Source organism: Amphritea atlantica (genome assembly GCA_024397875.1).
Classification (GTDB): Bacteria; Pseudomonadota; Gammaproteobacteria; order Pseudomonadales; family Balneatricaceae; genus Amphritea; species Amphritea atlantica_B.
Window position 1 is genome coordinate 321,016 of the sequence record CP073344.1, and the last position, 13,148, is coordinate 334,163.

15 protein-coding genes are annotated in these 13,148 nt (G+C 51.2%); 9 read left to right on the top strand and 6 right to left on the bottom strand.

Features of this window, described 5'->3' with window-relative positions; genetic code table 11:
- Positions 1-2 precede the first annotated feature (2 nt).
- The 3 genes from KDX31_01295 to KDX31_01305 are packed head-to-tail and all read right to left on the bottom strand — an operon-like array spanning position 3 to position 3,935.
- On the bottom strand, positions 3-2,645 hold the full coding sequence (locus tag KDX31_01295; protein UTW03706.1) for an MCE family protein: 2,643 nt from the start codon (positions 2,643-2,645) through the stop codon (positions 3-5).
- Entirely contained in the window at positions 2,642-3,307 is a 666-nt protein-coding gene (locus KDX31_01300) for a paraquat-inducible protein A (GenBank protein UTW03707.1), read from the bottom strand. The genes KDX31_01295 and KDX31_01300 overlap by 4 nt, the downstream gene beginning before the upstream one ends.
- Complete coding sequence (locus tag KDX31_01305; GenBank protein ID UTW03708.1) at positions 3,300-3,935, bottom strand: paraquat-inducible protein A; 636 nt, start codon at positions 3,933-3,935, stop codon at positions 3,300-3,302. The genes KDX31_01300 and KDX31_01305 overlap by 8 nt, the downstream gene beginning before the upstream one ends.
- A gap of 35 nt (positions 3,936-3,970) precedes the next feature.
- Here KDX31_01305 and KDX31_01310 point away from each other — a divergent pair, with 35 nt between their 5' ends.
- The 5 genes from KDX31_01310 to KDX31_01330 all read left to right on the top strand — a co-directional run bounded on the left by KDX31_01310 (position 3,971) and on the right by KDX31_01330 (position 6,996).
- Positions 3,971-4,855, top strand: a complete 885-nt coding sequence (locus tag KDX31_01310) for a fructosamine kinase family protein (protein UTW03709.1) — start codon at positions 3,971-3,973, stop codon at positions 4,853-4,855.
- 81 nt (positions 4,856-4,936) lie between these two features.
- Positions 4,937-5,590 (top strand): pyridoxamine 5'-phosphate oxidase, encoded by a 654-nt coding sequence (gene pdxH, locus KDX31_01315; GenBank protein UTW03710.1) that lies wholly within the window; start codon positions 4,937-4,939, stop codon positions 5,588-5,590.
- A gap of 20 nt (positions 5,591-5,610) precedes the next feature.
- Positions 5,611-6,294 (top strand): carboxylesterase, encoded by a 684-nt coding sequence (locus KDX31_01320; protein UTW03711.1) that lies wholly within the window; start codon positions 5,611-5,613, stop codon positions 6,292-6,294.
- Positions 6,295-6,765 (top strand): peptidylprolyl isomerase, encoded by a 471-nt coding sequence (locus KDX31_01325; protein ID UTW03712.1) that lies wholly within the window; start codon positions 6,295-6,297, stop codon positions 6,763-6,765. It begins immediately after the preceding gene.
- Positions 6,766-6,804: 39 nt separating this feature from the next.
- A complete protein-coding gene (locus KDX31_01330; GenBank protein ID UTW03713.1) occupies positions 6,805-6,996 on the top strand; it encodes a YqaE/Pmp3 family membrane protein in 192 nt (63 codons plus the stop codon).
- 226 nt (positions 6,997-7,222) lie between these two features.
- On the opposite strand, the gene KDX31_01335 is transcribed toward KDX31_01330, so the two are convergent.
- The 3 genes from KDX31_01335 to KDX31_01345 form a co-directional block, all read right to left on the bottom strand.
- Positions 7,223-7,480, bottom strand: coding sequence for a hypothetical protein (locus KDX31_01335; GenBank protein ID UTW03714.1), 258 nt, complete (start codon positions 7,478-7,480; stop codon positions 7,223-7,225).
- Positions 7,481-7,960: 480 nt separating this feature from the next.
- Positions 7,961-8,149 carry a hypothetical protein gene (locus KDX31_01340; GenBank protein ID UTW03715.1) on the bottom strand — a complete coding sequence of 63 codons (189 nt, stop codon included), beginning with the start codon at positions 8,147-8,149 and terminating at the stop codon, positions 7,961-7,963.
- 737 nt (positions 8,150-8,886) lie between these two features.
- Complete coding sequence (locus KDX31_01345) at positions 8,887-9,426, bottom strand: carboxymuconolactone decarboxylase family protein (GenBank protein ID UTW05253.1); 540 nt, start codon at positions 9,424-9,426, stop codon at positions 8,887-8,889.
- Between the two features lie 133 nt (positions 9,427-9,559).
- Here KDX31_01345 and KDX31_01350 point away from each other — a divergent pair, with 133 nt between their 5' ends.
- The 4 genes from KDX31_01350 to KDX31_01365 all read left to right on the top strand — a co-directional run bounded on the left by KDX31_01350 (position 9,560) and on the right by KDX31_01365 (position 13,148).
- Positions 9,560-10,147: a TetR/AcrR family transcriptional regulator gene (locus KDX31_01350; protein ID UTW03716.1), complete on the top strand. Its 588-nt coding sequence runs from the start codon at positions 9,560-9,562 to the stop codon at positions 10,145-10,147.
- 163 nt (positions 10,148-10,310) lie between these two features.
- The gene (locus KDX31_01355; GenBank protein ID UTW03717.1) at positions 10,311-10,820 is read left to right on the top strand and encodes a hypothetical protein; all 510 of its coding nucleotides are present in this window, start codon (positions 10,311-10,313) and stop codon (positions 10,818-10,820) included.
- Between the two features lie 217 nt (positions 10,821-11,037).
- A complete protein-coding gene (locus tag KDX31_01360) occupies positions 11,038-12,129 on the top strand; it encodes a diguanylate cyclase (GenBank protein UTW03718.1) in 1,092 nt (363 codons plus the stop codon).
- A 101-nt stretch (positions 12,130-12,230) separates the two neighbouring features.
- Positions 12,231-13,148 carry an SPFH/Band 7/PHB domain protein gene (locus KDX31_01365; protein UTW03719.1) on the top strand — a complete coding sequence of 306 codons (918 nt, stop codon included), beginning with the start codon at positions 12,231-12,233 and terminating at the stop codon, positions 13,146-13,148.

The window sequence follows — 13,148 nt, forward strand, 5'->3', positions numbered from 1 at the left end:
CTTCATGTGTCCGGCTCCTGCTCAAACAACTCAAACTGATAGCCTGAACTGACCGGCTGGCTGTCATCCGTCGGTGTGCTGAAGGCGATACCGCCCTGAACAAAACTTTCCAGATTGGTGGTTTCCACTTTTAACCCTTTAAACAGGCCAAACTCAGCATCAATTCCGCCGATATTCCAGAATCGGCTGGCCCGGGTCACCAGCTTGCTGTAGCGGGCTTTTATATTTACAAATAGTTTCACCCTGTGGGCATCATTACTCAGTTCGTAGCCGGAGACATAACCGACCGGCATGCCCCGATAGTAGATATTACTGTTGATATCGATTGCGCCGAGTTGTTCCGTGTGCAAAACAATATTCAGTCCGGGCAGGTTACGTTCAGCCGGACTCTCCGGCAGGCCTGTGAAACTGAGCTGCCGCTCGCCACTTCCTGGCAATGCCTCGATATGGTTGCCGATGAGCAGTGTTTCCGGGTAATCCACGCCGGACAGGCTGATCCTCGGTGCTGCGATCCAGAAACGGCTGCCATTATGGGCCAGCAAGCGTCCCTCATCGGTCAGGGCGATCTGAGTTTCAGCGCTGCCCTGACTATCGAGCAGGCGGACCTTTTCGACGGTACCCATCGCCACACCTTTGAAGTAAACCTGCGCACCGGAGGTGATATTGGGGCCCGGCGGGAAGGTTACGGTGATATCCGGGCCTTTTTGCAGCGCTTTACTCTGTTTGTTGTAGAGTTTGAAAAGCTGACGGGGAACGGCGGCTGTGCCACTGTCGCTGAGATTATCAAAGGCGATACCGCCACGCAGCAGCGTCTGAAACGACTCGCTGTGAATCTTTACACCGCTTCGGCTGAGGCTGGCATCCACGCCACTGGCATTCCAGAAACGGCTCTGATCGGTGAGCAGGTGGCGGTAGGGTCTATCGATCAGCAGGTGAATAATGACGCTGTTATCATCTGCCAGGGCATAGTGACTGATCGTGCCCACCGGGAGTTGTTTATACAGCACCGGCGCCCCGCTGGTGAGTGAACCCAGAGTATCGGCTTTTACCCTAATGGGGAGCTTGCCAGCATTTTCCCGGTACAGCAGTCGTCCCTGCTTACTGGCATTGTCGAAGTTACGGAACAGATGAAATGTATGTTCCTGGTCGACGCTTTTCTGGTCTCGGGTATCGGGGGTGAAAAATCCGATGCCGCCATTGATCACGCTGCTGAGAGAACCGCTTTCAAATTCAACACCATCGACATCGGCTTTCAGTTTGATACCGCTATCTTCCCAGAATCGACTGTTATGTTTTACCAGATCGGCATACTGCTCTTTAATGTTGGCATAAATCTGCACTTTTGTACCATCGGCGTTTAGCTCATAGCCACTGACCTCACCGATCGGAATCTGGCGGTACATCACCGGTGAGCCGTAATCGAGGGAGCCTAAGCGATCGCTTTCCAGACGGATGTTGAGGCCCGATATTCCCGGACGGTGGGAGGGCGGAGTATTGAGTGCAGTGAAGTTGAACTGCGGTTCACCGGTTCCCGGTTGCAGGACGATGGCTGAACCCTGAATCAGGTCGCCAACGTTTTGTAGCCGGGTGAGAGAGAACTTTGGTTTAGGTAGCCAGAACTGACTGCCTGAACGCAGCAAGGGTCTGGCCCTTGGGTCGATCAGTAGTCGGGCGTTGAGGGTTGTCAGATCTTCATTCAATTGCAGGTTTTGCACCCGGCCAATCTGAATGCCTCCGCTCATCACCCGGGTCCCTTCGTGCACACTGGTACGGGCAGGAAACTTAACATTGACGACAATGCCATCTTCTGCCGCTTCGAAGTCGGCAAACAGGTGGAACTCATGGCCCGGACTGAGAACACTTTCATCGTCGGGAGGGGTATAAAAACTGATGCCTCCGGCGATAATCGCTGCCAGAGAGCCAAAACGCAGGTCTACCCGGGACAGGCTGGCCTTCAGGCTGATACCGCTGGCGTTCCAGAAACGGGTGCTATCGGTGATCAGGTGGCGGTATGCGGGTTCGATAAACAGTTCGATACGGATCTGGTCAGCATTGTTTGTGAGGCCGAAGTTGATTACCTCGCCCACCTCGATCTGACGGTAATAGACCTTGGCGCCCCGCTGTATCGATTGTGCCGAGTCGGCTAGCAACGAGAGGTAAAGCCCCTGTCGGTCTTTGAGCGGCGGGGCGGGTTCATTATCAGCGACAAAGCTGAAACGCTCTTTCCCCTGACCCGGTTGTAGTTCTATGTAATAGCCGGACAGCAGGGTGTCCAGGCCTTTTACGCCGCTCAGTGAAATCTGCGGTTTGACCAGCCAGAAACGGGTGCCATCGACCAGAATCTCGGAGGTTTCCTTCTCCATCTCGATAATTGCGGTAACGCTTTTGAGGTCGTCATTCAGTTTCAGGCTCTTAATCTTTCCGGTCTGCAGGCCCCGGTACATGACTCTGGTAACATCGGCCTCAAGGCCCTCTGCGGTTTCAAACTGCACCTCAATCATGATGCCCGCGTCCTGGTAATTTTTAATCACCAGCCAGCCGGCAATAATGGCTGCCAGAAAGGGCAGCAACCAGACCACCGACGGGCCGCGATGACGCTTTATCGACGGCGTGGCAGGCGCGTTATCAGCTTCAGGGGTCGTCATTGTTCATCCTTTTTATCAGTCATGCCGGGCGGTAAATCCGGCGCCCTTTTATCCCATATCAGTCGAGTATCGAAGGAGAGCGCAGAAAACATCGTCAGTAGCACTACGATCGCAAAAGCAGTAGCGCCATCGTTGCCTTCAATATGGGCAATATTACCTAATTGCACCAGCGCGACCAGTATTCCAATCACAAAAATATCCAGCATCGACCAGCGGCCTATCCACTCTATGATGCGAAACATGATGGTTTTCTGGCGCAGATTGGTCTGCAGTCGGAACTGGACGGTGCAGAGCAAAATCGTCATGGCGATAATCTTTAATACCGGCACCACTATACTGGCGATTAATACCACCAGACCGATCATCAGCATATCCTGTTCCAGCAGATGGAGTATACCGCCAATAATGGTGTTGGGTTCTCCCTGACCAAAGGATCTGAAGGTCATGATTGGCAGCAGGTTGGCCGGCAGGAAAAGTAATATGGCGGCCAGCAGGCTGGCCCAGCTGAGGTTCATGGAGTTAGGGATGCGACTGTGCAGGCGGGCGCCGCAGCGATCGCAGTGCTCTCCCTCAAGGCTGATGCGATGCAGCTTATCGCAATCGGTGCAGAGCAGATAGCCGCGCTCCCGGGCTGAGCGGTACAGGGGGGAGTGATCAGTCATCAGCATAACCCCGCTGCCGGTGCTGATGGATCTCATCCCAGATCTGGTGGGGATTAAAATACAGGCTGTTGAGGGTTATCACCACGATCAGAGCGCCCAGGCTATAGAGACCCAGTCCGATATCAAGATCTGCAATATCTTTCAGTTTGATTATCGATATCAACACCCCGAGCAGGAATATCTCCAGCATGCCCCAGCCCCGCAGATGCTGATAACTGTGCATTGCCTGTCTTAACAAGCGTCCCTGGCGCCGATAGTGAAGGGTGAAGCTGATGTAGAACAGAGCGATTAACTGGAATAACGGAACCACCACGGCAAATAGCAGAATCAGCAGGGCAACCAGTGGCAGCCCGCCTTCGTAAAGGGACATTGCACTCTGGAGAATAATCTCGCTCTGGCTCTGGCCAAATACCTGCAGGCTGAGAATTGGGAACAGGTTAGCCGGGATAAACAGAATCAGACCGGCAACCGACAGTGCCAGCAAGCGTTCAATGCAGTTGATGGTGGTGTAATATAAACGTGCATGGCAGCGGGGACAGATAACATCCTCGCCGGGGTTGGTTGTGACCCGCGCAATCAGCAGATCACATTCGTGACAAGCGATCAGTTGTTCAGGTGTGCCGTGCATAGAGGTATAGACCGTTGCTAAACAGAACTCAGAGTATGCCAGATTTGTTCCCTGAACCCATAGTCAAATGGATCGAACAGCAATCGTTAAAGCTAACCGCATCGGCACCGCTGAGCGGTGGTTGTATTGCACAGATCCGTCAGCTCACTCTGGAAGATAAACAGGGGAGCTGCCTTGAGCTGGTTCTGAAGCAAATGCCCGGCGGGGCAGCCGAACAGCTTGCGGCTGAGGTGTGTGGCTTACAGGCCCTGCGTCTGTTAGAGCCGCATGCACTCAGAGTGCCGCAAGTGGTGATGCAGGAGGGTAACTGTTTGCTGCTGGAGTATCTCCCTCCGGCACCCCCGACCAATGATTTTGATACTCAGTTGGGTATTGGCCTGGCACTGCAACACCGTTGTCAGAGTGACAGTGGTCAGTTTGGCTTTGCGATCGATACTTTTTGTGGCGGCACCCGGCAACCTAACCCATGGCTCACGGAAGGGGCTGTTTTTTATGCCCGGCAACGCTATCAGGTGCTGGCAAAGCAGAATCTGCAACTCAACCGCATCACCGCCGGGCTGTTTGATCAAATCTTACGGCTATGCGACAAATTGCCCGAGCTGGTGCCCTGTCAGCCAGCAGTGCTGCTGCATGGTGATCTCTGGTCGGGTAATGTTATCTGCGGTCCGCAAGGCGAGCCGGCACTGATTGATCCGGCGGCTTACTATGGCTGGGCCGAAGCTGAACTGGCTATGACGCAGATGTTTGGTGGCTTCAGTCATCGCTTTTATCTGGTCTATGAAGCCCACAGCAATATCCTGCCGGGCTGGCGGGATCGTGCCGACCTCTATAATCTCTATCACTATCTGAATCATCTGCTGCTGTTTGGCGGTGCGTATCACCGTGATGTTGAACGCATTGTGAAGTACTATAGCGGCTGAAGAACCTGTAAGCCTCCGGCTGCAATCCGGGGCCTGATAGCGGGTTATTAAACCACAGTGAATAAATTTTTCAGGTTATCTATGAGTCAATCCGATCAGGGTGATTTTAAAGCCCTGCGCCGCGAGTATGAGGCGCACCCCCTTAACCGGTCCGATCTGGCAGATGATCCGGTGCTGCAGTTTGCTGACTGGATGAAAACGGCAGCCCAATACCGTCCCGATGATGCCACCTCGATGACCCTGGCGACCGCCAGTGCTGAGGGGATGCCATCCGCACGGATTGTGCTGCTGAAGCACTTCGATGCGGACGGTTTTGCCTGGTATACCGATTATCGTAGCCGCAAAGGTCAGGAACTGGCGGAAAATCCGCAGGCTGAACTGATGTTCTACTGGTACGGCCTTGAGCGTCAGGTACGGATTCAGGGGCGGGTCGAAAAACTCTCCGCTGAGCAGGGGCGTAAGTACTTTAATGAGCGTCCGGTGGGCAGCCGGCTGAGTGCGGCAATTTCGCATCAAAGCTCAGTGGTCGACAGTCGCGAAGCCCTTGAGCAGGCGGTGGCTGAACTGCAACAACAGCATCCGGATGGTGATATTCCCTATCCCGAGTTCTGGGGCGGCTACCGTCTGATACCGAGCCATTTCGAATTCTGGCAGGGGCGTGAGAGTCGTCTCCATGACCGCTTCAGCTACAGCCTTGTCGATGGCCAGTGGCAGATCGACCGGCTTTCTCCCTGACCTGTAACGGAACAGAATACATGACTGAACAATGTTTACCCTGTGTCGAAGTCGAACCGTCGCAGCCTGCGATGGCCAGCGTCATCTGGTTGCATGGGCTGGGGGCTGATGGGCATGATTTTGAACCGGTGGTGCCGGCGCTGAACCTGCCGGATAGCCTGCCGGTGCGCTTTGTCTTCCCTAATGCCCCGGTGCAACCGGTTACCGTGAATGGTGGCTGGGAGATGCCTGCCTGGTACGACATTCTGGAAATGAAGCTGGAGCGTAAAATCGATGTGGATGGATTGCTTCGTTCAGTCAGCCAGATCGAGGCGCTGATCGAACGCGAAATCTCCCGGGGAGTTCCTTCAGAGAAGATTATTCTGGCCGGTTTTTCTCAGGGGGGCGCTGTGGCGTACCATACTGCGCTATGCTGCTCAAAGCCGCTGGCCGGTCTGCTGACCCTGTCTACCTATGTGGCCACTGCGGAGCTGATTAAGCAGCATCGTAGTGATGCGAACCGGTCAATACCGATTGCGATCCACCACGGCAGTGAGGATGATGTGGTGCCCATGGCGCTGGGGGTTCAGGCCTGTGAGCTGCTGCAACAGTTGGGATATCAGCCCGACTGGCATCGCTGGCCGGTTGATCATGGTCTCTGCCTGCCGGAAGTCGAAGCGATAGGCCTTTGGCTGACAACACTATTAACGATGGAAACTAATTAAATGAATATCAGCAATAACTGCTATGTTGAGATCCACTACGCCCTGTATAACGAAAATAAAGAGGTGGTGGATGGTTCGCAGGGGGGAGAGCCGCTGCCCTATATCCATGGCAAAAAGAATATTATACCCGGCCTGGAACAGGCACTGGAAGGCCGTGTTGCAGGGGATAAGTTCAGTGTAATTGTCGCGCCTGAGTTGGGCTATGGTGAACGGGACGAGGAAAAGATCAGTATTATCGATGCTGAATCGTTTGCTGGTTTTGACGAAATCACCGAGGGGCTGATGTGCCAGATTGAGGGGGAAGACGGTCAGCCCCAGTTGGTGACGATCACTCATATTGATGATGAAGAGGGTGAAGTGACGATCGATGCAAACCACCCATTTGCCGGTCAGACGCTGAATTTTGAGGTCGAAGTGATCAGTGTGCGTGAAGCGACAGAAGCAGAGCTGCGCGACGGGCTTACCGGCTAAAGCTATCTGTGTTGAGTTACAGAAAGAGGAGAATTAATCATGCGATTGTTACTAGCGCTGCTGCTACCCTGGCTGCAGTTTTTCACTATCGGCCGCCCCTTTGCGGGCATTATCTGTCTGCTTCTGCAGTTGACTCTGGTTGGCTGGGTACCAGCAGCGATCTGGTCGGTATACGCTCTGAGTCAGTATAAAACGGATAAAAAAATAGAATCCGCACTCGGCAACAAGTAACCCTGTTGCGGAACTCCCCGCGGTCTTCTGATCCGGGCCGGTACCTCTTTATATGTCATTATTATTGAGGTACCGGGCCTCCCGCAGTCCTCCGATATCCCCTTCCCCTGTTTTATCCACCGATAGACCTGTCTTGCAGATCAGCGTGTCTGTTAACAGGGCGGCATTGTCCGTTACCGGGGACTGCAGATCTTTCAACAGTCTCTGAAGGCAGCGTTTCAGGTTGTTAAACCTTTTCCTGCCATTCCATTTCGCCAATCTGAACGTTTAACCACTCAAATCCAATGCGTTTCGCAACAGCGGCCGCGCCATCCAGACTCTTGAACTCCCGTTCCTTTCTTGAACGTTGCAGATCAAGGGTCAGTACTTCGCTCTGTTTTGTGATGAATTTCAGGCGCCAGCCTCTGGCAATCGAGACCGGTGCTGCCTGGCAGGAATCAAACACTCCAGCTTTAAATAGGAGCTTAATTTCTCTCTCTTGCATAGTCATTACCCTTTTAATGAATCTTCTTAAAACAATTAAGATGATTATATAATAATTTTTGATAAATCAAAAGTTGTTTGTGTGGTTTTGTCTATACGTAACCGACTGTTTATAAAGGCTTTTTTGGCTTTGTTTTGATGGACTTTTAATGGAGTAGTGATTTTGGATTAACTTGTTGATAATAAAGGGTTTTGTTGGTGTTGCCGGATGAAGGGTAGTGATTGTATTTTTCTATTTATAAGTGATCAGAAGGAGAAAATAACTATCAATAATATGATTTTGATAAATCGTTAACTGATTTGTATGTAGATGATCTGCCTGGCGGCTTTTCGGAATGGATCGTCAGGAATAATTGTCAGAGATGTACTTAAATAGCGGTATTAGTTGGCGTAGGAGGGGGTGATCAGCGACAAGGGAGAAGGGGATGGTGACCTCCGGGCCTGCCTGTTGCGGGCAGGCCAATTGAATGTGTCCGGGCGGTCAGCTTGACAGTCGGTCGCGGATCATCGCTTCGACGATATCCAGCTTATTCTGCATCAGCTGCACATCGCCATCAGTGCTATCGGTTACCGGCGAAATCTTAATCATATCCAATAAGTCCACCAGGAAGGCCTCTTCATTCATCTGTTTCAGCTGATCGCTGTTCCAGGATTTTTGCAGTAGAGCCATGTCAGTTCTCGCTTTGCAGGTTACTTCATACTTATGTATGGGCGAAAAATACCGGTTTGGCAAGCATATCAGCGGCCATATTTTTACCCCGCAGAGGCTACTCAGTCACAATCGTAGGCTTGCTTGTCGAGGATGGTCAGGGGCTGACGGGACTTTTTAATAATCAAAGCAGTTATTGAGTTATATCAATATTCGCTAATGTCATCAGGGGTAGTATTAGTATCAAGTTTGAAACACAAAAAAGGTAACTGTTATGGATCCGTATCTGTTCGAAACGCTGTGGCCTAGTCTGCTGGGTGTTGCCGCAATGTCTGGCGCTATGATTTGGGCGTTTATCAAAGTCCGCAAGCTGATGAGTGAAGACGGCAAGAAGTAATTCGCTGCATCAACTGTCAAAGAGGCCGCTAATACGGCCTTTTTAATACCTGAAGCCCAGCTCTGTAGTGGTGCTCCCCCCGGGGTACCGTCACAGAGCTTTGCTTTGGTTATCTTCTGGTGATTGCACTGATTATAGTGTTGTTAGATAGTCTTTTGCGGTCTGAGGCTTTGATTGGCTCATCAGGACTTGACCGTCTGACCGTTCAACCAATCACCTCAATGCGATTCTCTATCCACAGCCGCTCCTGGCAGACGTTTGTATTGCTGACCCATCTGGCTCATCTCTGGTTTTTGGGATGGATATGCTGTTTTGAAAGTCAGCGACAGGTGGCCCGTGACCCACTGCTGGATCGTGGTTTTTATACAAAGGCAGCAAAACGCTCATCGATCGGGGTATCGGCCAGGTGATTGATATAGTTGCTCATCACTTTCTGAGCCAGCCCCAGAATAATGTCCAGCAGATGCTTCTGGCTATAACCGGCCGCATAAAATGCAGCAATATCGTCCTCAGATACCCGTCCACGGTTGCGCACGATCAGTAGTGTTGTATCGTGTAGAGCCTGTAGTTGTGGGCTGGGCATCGGCTGCTGATTACGCAGCGCGGTGGTCAGTGCATCATCCACTTTCATCATTTTAGCGATTGCTGCATGGGCGGGAATACAATAGTGGCAACCATGTTCCACGTTGATCGTTTGCCACACGACTGTCAGCTCTTCAGCGTTAAAGGCGCTTTCCTGAAACCATTTATGCAACATCTGGTAGGCTTCAAGGACCACCGGTGATTCTGCCATCACCCCGTGCAGACTGGGAACCGAGCCAAAGTTTCGGATCGAATTCTGCAGCAGGGGCTTGCTTGCTTCGGGTGCTGTTTCCAGCGTATGTATGGTTAAGTTATTCATCATTGGGCCTGTTCGGTCATTATCTGTTCAGATGATATGTTTATTTTGAGCAGTCGCTCAATTATTTAGGTTGTTTGATGTTGAGCGATTGTTCAAGGTAGAATTGAGCTAGTGTTCAAAAAAAGGTGCTGAGATGGCGAATATTGCTAAATATGATCGTGACGATGTAATTCATAAAGCGATGCTGCTGTTCTGGGAAAAGGGCTTTAACGGCACTTCAACCCGTGACCTGCAACAGGCAATCGATATGCGGCCCGGAAGCATTTATGCCGCGTTTGGCAGTAAAGAGCAGCTCTACAGTGAGGCGCTCGAATGCTATTCACGGGAGATGGCCGTCATACTGGAACAGCGAGTCGCAGAAGAGGGGTCCCCCCTGGCCGGGCTGGAGTCATTTTTTCGCAATGTGGTGATCGACCGGCGCGACAGCAATCCCAGTGAGATCTGTATGCTGGTGAAAACCCTGTCAGAAGTTCGGAATGATCAGCCCGAGCTGATGCTGCTGTGCCGTGAGTTACTCAAACGTACAGAAAACCGTTTCGCTGACATTCTTCAGCAGGCGATTAAAAAGGGTGAGATTGCTGAGCATTCTGACCCCCGTATTCTGGCAAAGCATCTTCAGGTGCAGATGATCGGTCTGCGAATCTATATGAAAACCAGCCTTAACACTGAGGCGGTTAGCGAATTAATTAAGAGCGTTTTCAATAGCATTAAAGCGCACTAAGATAATTACCCAAGTTGGGTAGTGGGCGTGACAGTTTCGGTTTCTGCATAACATATAAAGCGTATAGTGGGCTCAGGAGTCTGAACATCAAAGGAACTCTGGGTGGTTGTCTACCGCCATGATTTTTTGCCTTATTACTGTGTTTTAGCTTAGAGGTTCATCTATGAGACCTGTTAGCAGACTACTGGCTATCGCTTTCTCTGTCCTGTTTGTTGGTTTGTCAGGTGCCGTGCTTACCGGCTGTGATGATAATGGCGAATCTGTTGCAGCCCCGGTGGTTAGTGTTGAGCAGATTGATCCTGCGGATCAGCAGGCGTTTGTGCGCCAGATGGTGGGCAAATATCTGCTATTAAGTACTGAGTTGCAGAAGCAATATCAGGCATATAAGGCTGCAGGCGATGCCGACGGGTTCGTTGACTATCGTAATTCCAGCTGGACCCCCGAATATATTGCCACTAAGAACGCCTATGAAAAGGTGTTTTATAATCAGAAAGCCTATATCTACCGCAATCAACTGGATGGCTTGTTTGATCTTTTTTTTGCATTGCACAAGCTTTCGGTTCATCTGAAACACAGCCTGCTCCAGAAAGACTGGGCGCTGGAGCAGCAGGCGTTGCAAAAACTGGCGCAGAATCAGGCCGAAGTGAACACGTATCTGCTATTAGCGCCTTAGATCAGGCGCAGGATAAACTCTGCTACAAACTGGATTGCGCTTTTTTACGATTGACTTTATAGCACTTCATAATTACCTTGATTTTATGCGGCTATTTTCGGGTGCTGACTCTGGTAGCGCCTGTGATTGATCGCTCCTATATGCTGGTGGGTCATTGATAACTATTCCTGCGGGCTAAAAGCAACCAAACCATGATCGTTCATGGTCTGGAGTTCCGATGTATGTGAATGATGGTGTTAAGCAGCTATTCCAGACTCAGGACCCTTCGGCGCAAACTGATTCTCATCGTTTACAGCTTATCCTTTTTATAGCACCCATCGCCGCGCTGGTGCATTTTGTACTGATCCCTTTTTTTTATTACACCGGTGTTGCTGTGCTGGCCACTTTAAATGTCCTCAGTGTGCTGATATGGGTGTATGGGATCTGGCTGAGTAAGCACAACAGAATTAATCTGGCGATCCAGCTGTTCAGCTGTGAAGTACTGCTGCATTCGGTGGTGGTATCCTATTACGTGGGGCCTGATCCGGGCTTCCAGTACTATCTATGGGCGATGTCATCCTTTGCGGTCATGGATACCAGCTGTAGCCGCTTCAGGGTGTTTATTTCGGCGGTTATGCTGGTGCTGATTTTTGCCCTGCTTAACGTTGGCGTGTTCGAGCCGGTCTATGAGCTCACGCTGAGTGAATATCTGCCCTATATTAAACTGGCGAATATGGTGATTGCCGGAATATTGTCTGTTTTCGCTATTATGATTATGCGCGGGTTTCATCAGAGCCAGCAGGCTGAGCTTAAAGAGCTGGCAGCCATTGATAGTCTGACCGGTTTATTTAACCGCAGGCAGGGGGGAGTACTGCTGAAACAAGCGTATCGTCTGGCACTCAGGAACCAGAATCAGCTTACCATTGTCATGGCGGACATAGATCGCTTTAAACAGATTAATGATCGTTATGGTCACAGTGTTGGTGATACTGTGTTGTGCCAGGTAGCGGAAACACTGCAAAACAGTATCCGCAAAAGTGATGCACTGATCCGCTGGGGTGGTGAGGAGTTTCTGATACTGCTTTCTGATGCCTCGGCCAGAGATGCTGAAAAGCTGTTAGCTAAGATCAGTCCCCGGCTTGAACAGTTATACGCTGAGAATGAAGTGCTTGAGTTTCCTGTCACACTGAGCTTCGGGGTTGCACAATGGCAACCCGATGAATCGATTGAGCAGACCATTATGTGTGCAGATGATGCTTTATATATCAGCAAGCAGGAGGGGCGCAACCGGATTACTCTGGCTGAGTCCCGGGTCGCTGAGAGTGTGTAATATATGAAGTTTACTGAGACTCGGTGAATGGCTTAGATTACGCCGGAGAAGCTGCTAGACTGGCGTCACTATGGGTGTTTTAAATTTAAGGAAGAATGATCATGTACGGATTTGAAATTTCAATTATTGTCATTGTCTTTTTTGCGCTGGCGCTGATTTTTGCCGGTGTGAAAATGGTGCCGCAGGGGCATTGCTGGACGGTGGAGCGGTTTGGTCGCTATACCCGGCCACTGCATCCGGGCTTGCATCTGCTGATTCCGATTGTTGATAGCGTTGGTTCGAAACAAAACATGATGGAACAGGTGCTGGATGTACCGCCTCAGGAGGTCATCAGTTCGGATAACGCGATGGTGACCACGGACGCGGTCTGTTTCTTTCAGGTGCTGGATGCGGGTAAAGCCGCCTATGAAGTGAATGACCTGCCGCGGGCGATGCGTAATCTGGTGATGACGAATATTCGGGCGGTACTGGGGTCTATGGAACTGGATGAAATGCTGTCTAATCGGGATGCCATTAACCTTAAGTTGCTGGGGAAGGTGGATGAAGCCACAGACCCCTGGGGGATCAAGGTGACCCGTATCGAGATCCGGGATATCTCTCCACCCCAGGATCTGGTGGATTCAATGGCCAATCAGATGAAGGCCGAGCGGGATAAGCGGGCAGCAATACTGGTGGCTGAAGGTCAGCGTGCCGCTGCCATCACGGTTGCGGAAGGTCAGAAGCAGGCCGAGATCCTCCGTGCTGAGGGTGAAAAGCAGGCGGTTATACTGGAAGCAGAGGCCCGTGAACGTGAGGCGCTGGCTGAAGCGCGAGCCACTAAAGTGGTGTCTGAAGCGATCGGTGAAGGTAATGCCCAGGCGATCAACTATTTTGTGGCGCAAAAATACACCGAGGCTTTGAAGGCCATTGGCGCCGGTGAAAACAGTAAGGTGGTGTTGATGCCTCTGGAGGCCAGTAGCCTTATTGGTTCCGTTGGCGGCATCACCGAGTTGCTGAACAGCACTAAAGCTAAAGGTTAG

Excerpts from the sequence above, each read along its gene's own strand:
- KDX31_01330 (UTW03713.1), top strand. The coding sequence starts at position 6,805 with ATGCGATTGTTACTAGCGCTGCTGCTACCCTGGCTGCAGTTTTTCACT.
- KDX31_01335 (UTW03714.1), bottom strand. The coding sequence starts at position 7,480 with ATGCAAGAGAGAGAAATTAAGCTCCTATTTAAAGCTGGAGTGTTTGAT.
- KDX31_01340 (UTW03715.1), bottom strand. The coding sequence starts at position 8,149 with ATGGCTCTACTGCAAAAATCCTGGAACAGCGATCAGCTGAAACAGATG.
- KDX31_01310 (UTW03709.1), top strand. The coding sequence starts at position 3,971 with ATGCCAGATTTGTTCCCTGAACCCATAGTCAAATGGATCGAACAGCAA.
- pdxH (UTW03710.1), top strand. The coding sequence starts at position 4,937 with ATGAGTCAATCCGATCAGGGTGATTTTAAAGCCCTGCGCCGCGAGTAT.
- KDX31_01365 (UTW03719.1), top strand. The coding sequence starts at position 12,231 with ATGTACGGATTTGAAATTTCAATTATTGTCATTGTCTTTTTTGCGCTG.
- KDX31_01360 (UTW03718.1), top strand. The coding sequence starts at position 11,038 with ATGTATGTGAATGATGGTGTTAAGCAGCTATTCCAGACTCAGGACCCT.
- KDX31_01305 (UTW03708.1), bottom strand. The coding sequence starts at position 3,935 with ATGCACGGCACACCTGAACAACTGATCGCTTGTCACGAATGTGATCTG.
- KDX31_01325 (UTW03712.1), top strand. The coding sequence starts at position 6,295 with ATGAATATCAGCAATAACTGCTATGTTGAGATCCACTACGCCCTGTAT.
- KDX31_01300 (UTW03707.1), bottom strand. The coding sequence starts at position 3,307 with ATGACTGATCACTCCCCCCTGTACCGCTCAGCCCGGGAGCGCGGCTAT.
- KDX31_01345 (UTW05253.1), bottom strand. The coding sequence starts at position 9,426 with ATGAATAACTTAACCATACATACGCTGGAAACAGCACCCGAAGCAAGC.
- KDX31_01355 (UTW03717.1), top strand. The coding sequence starts at position 10,311 with ATGAGACCTGTTAGCAGACTACTGGCTATCGCTTTCTCTGTCCTGTTT.
- KDX31_01320 (UTW03711.1), top strand. The coding sequence starts at position 5,611 with ATGACTGAACAATGTTTACCCTGTGTCGAAGTCGAACCGTCGCAGCCT.
- KDX31_01350 (UTW03716.1), top strand. The coding sequence starts at position 9,560 with ATGGCGAATATTGCTAAATATGATCGTGACGATGTAATTCATAAAGCG.
- KDX31_01295 (UTW03706.1), bottom strand. The coding sequence starts at position 2,645 with ATGACGACCCCTGAAGCTGATAACGCGCCTGCCACGCCGTCGATAAAG.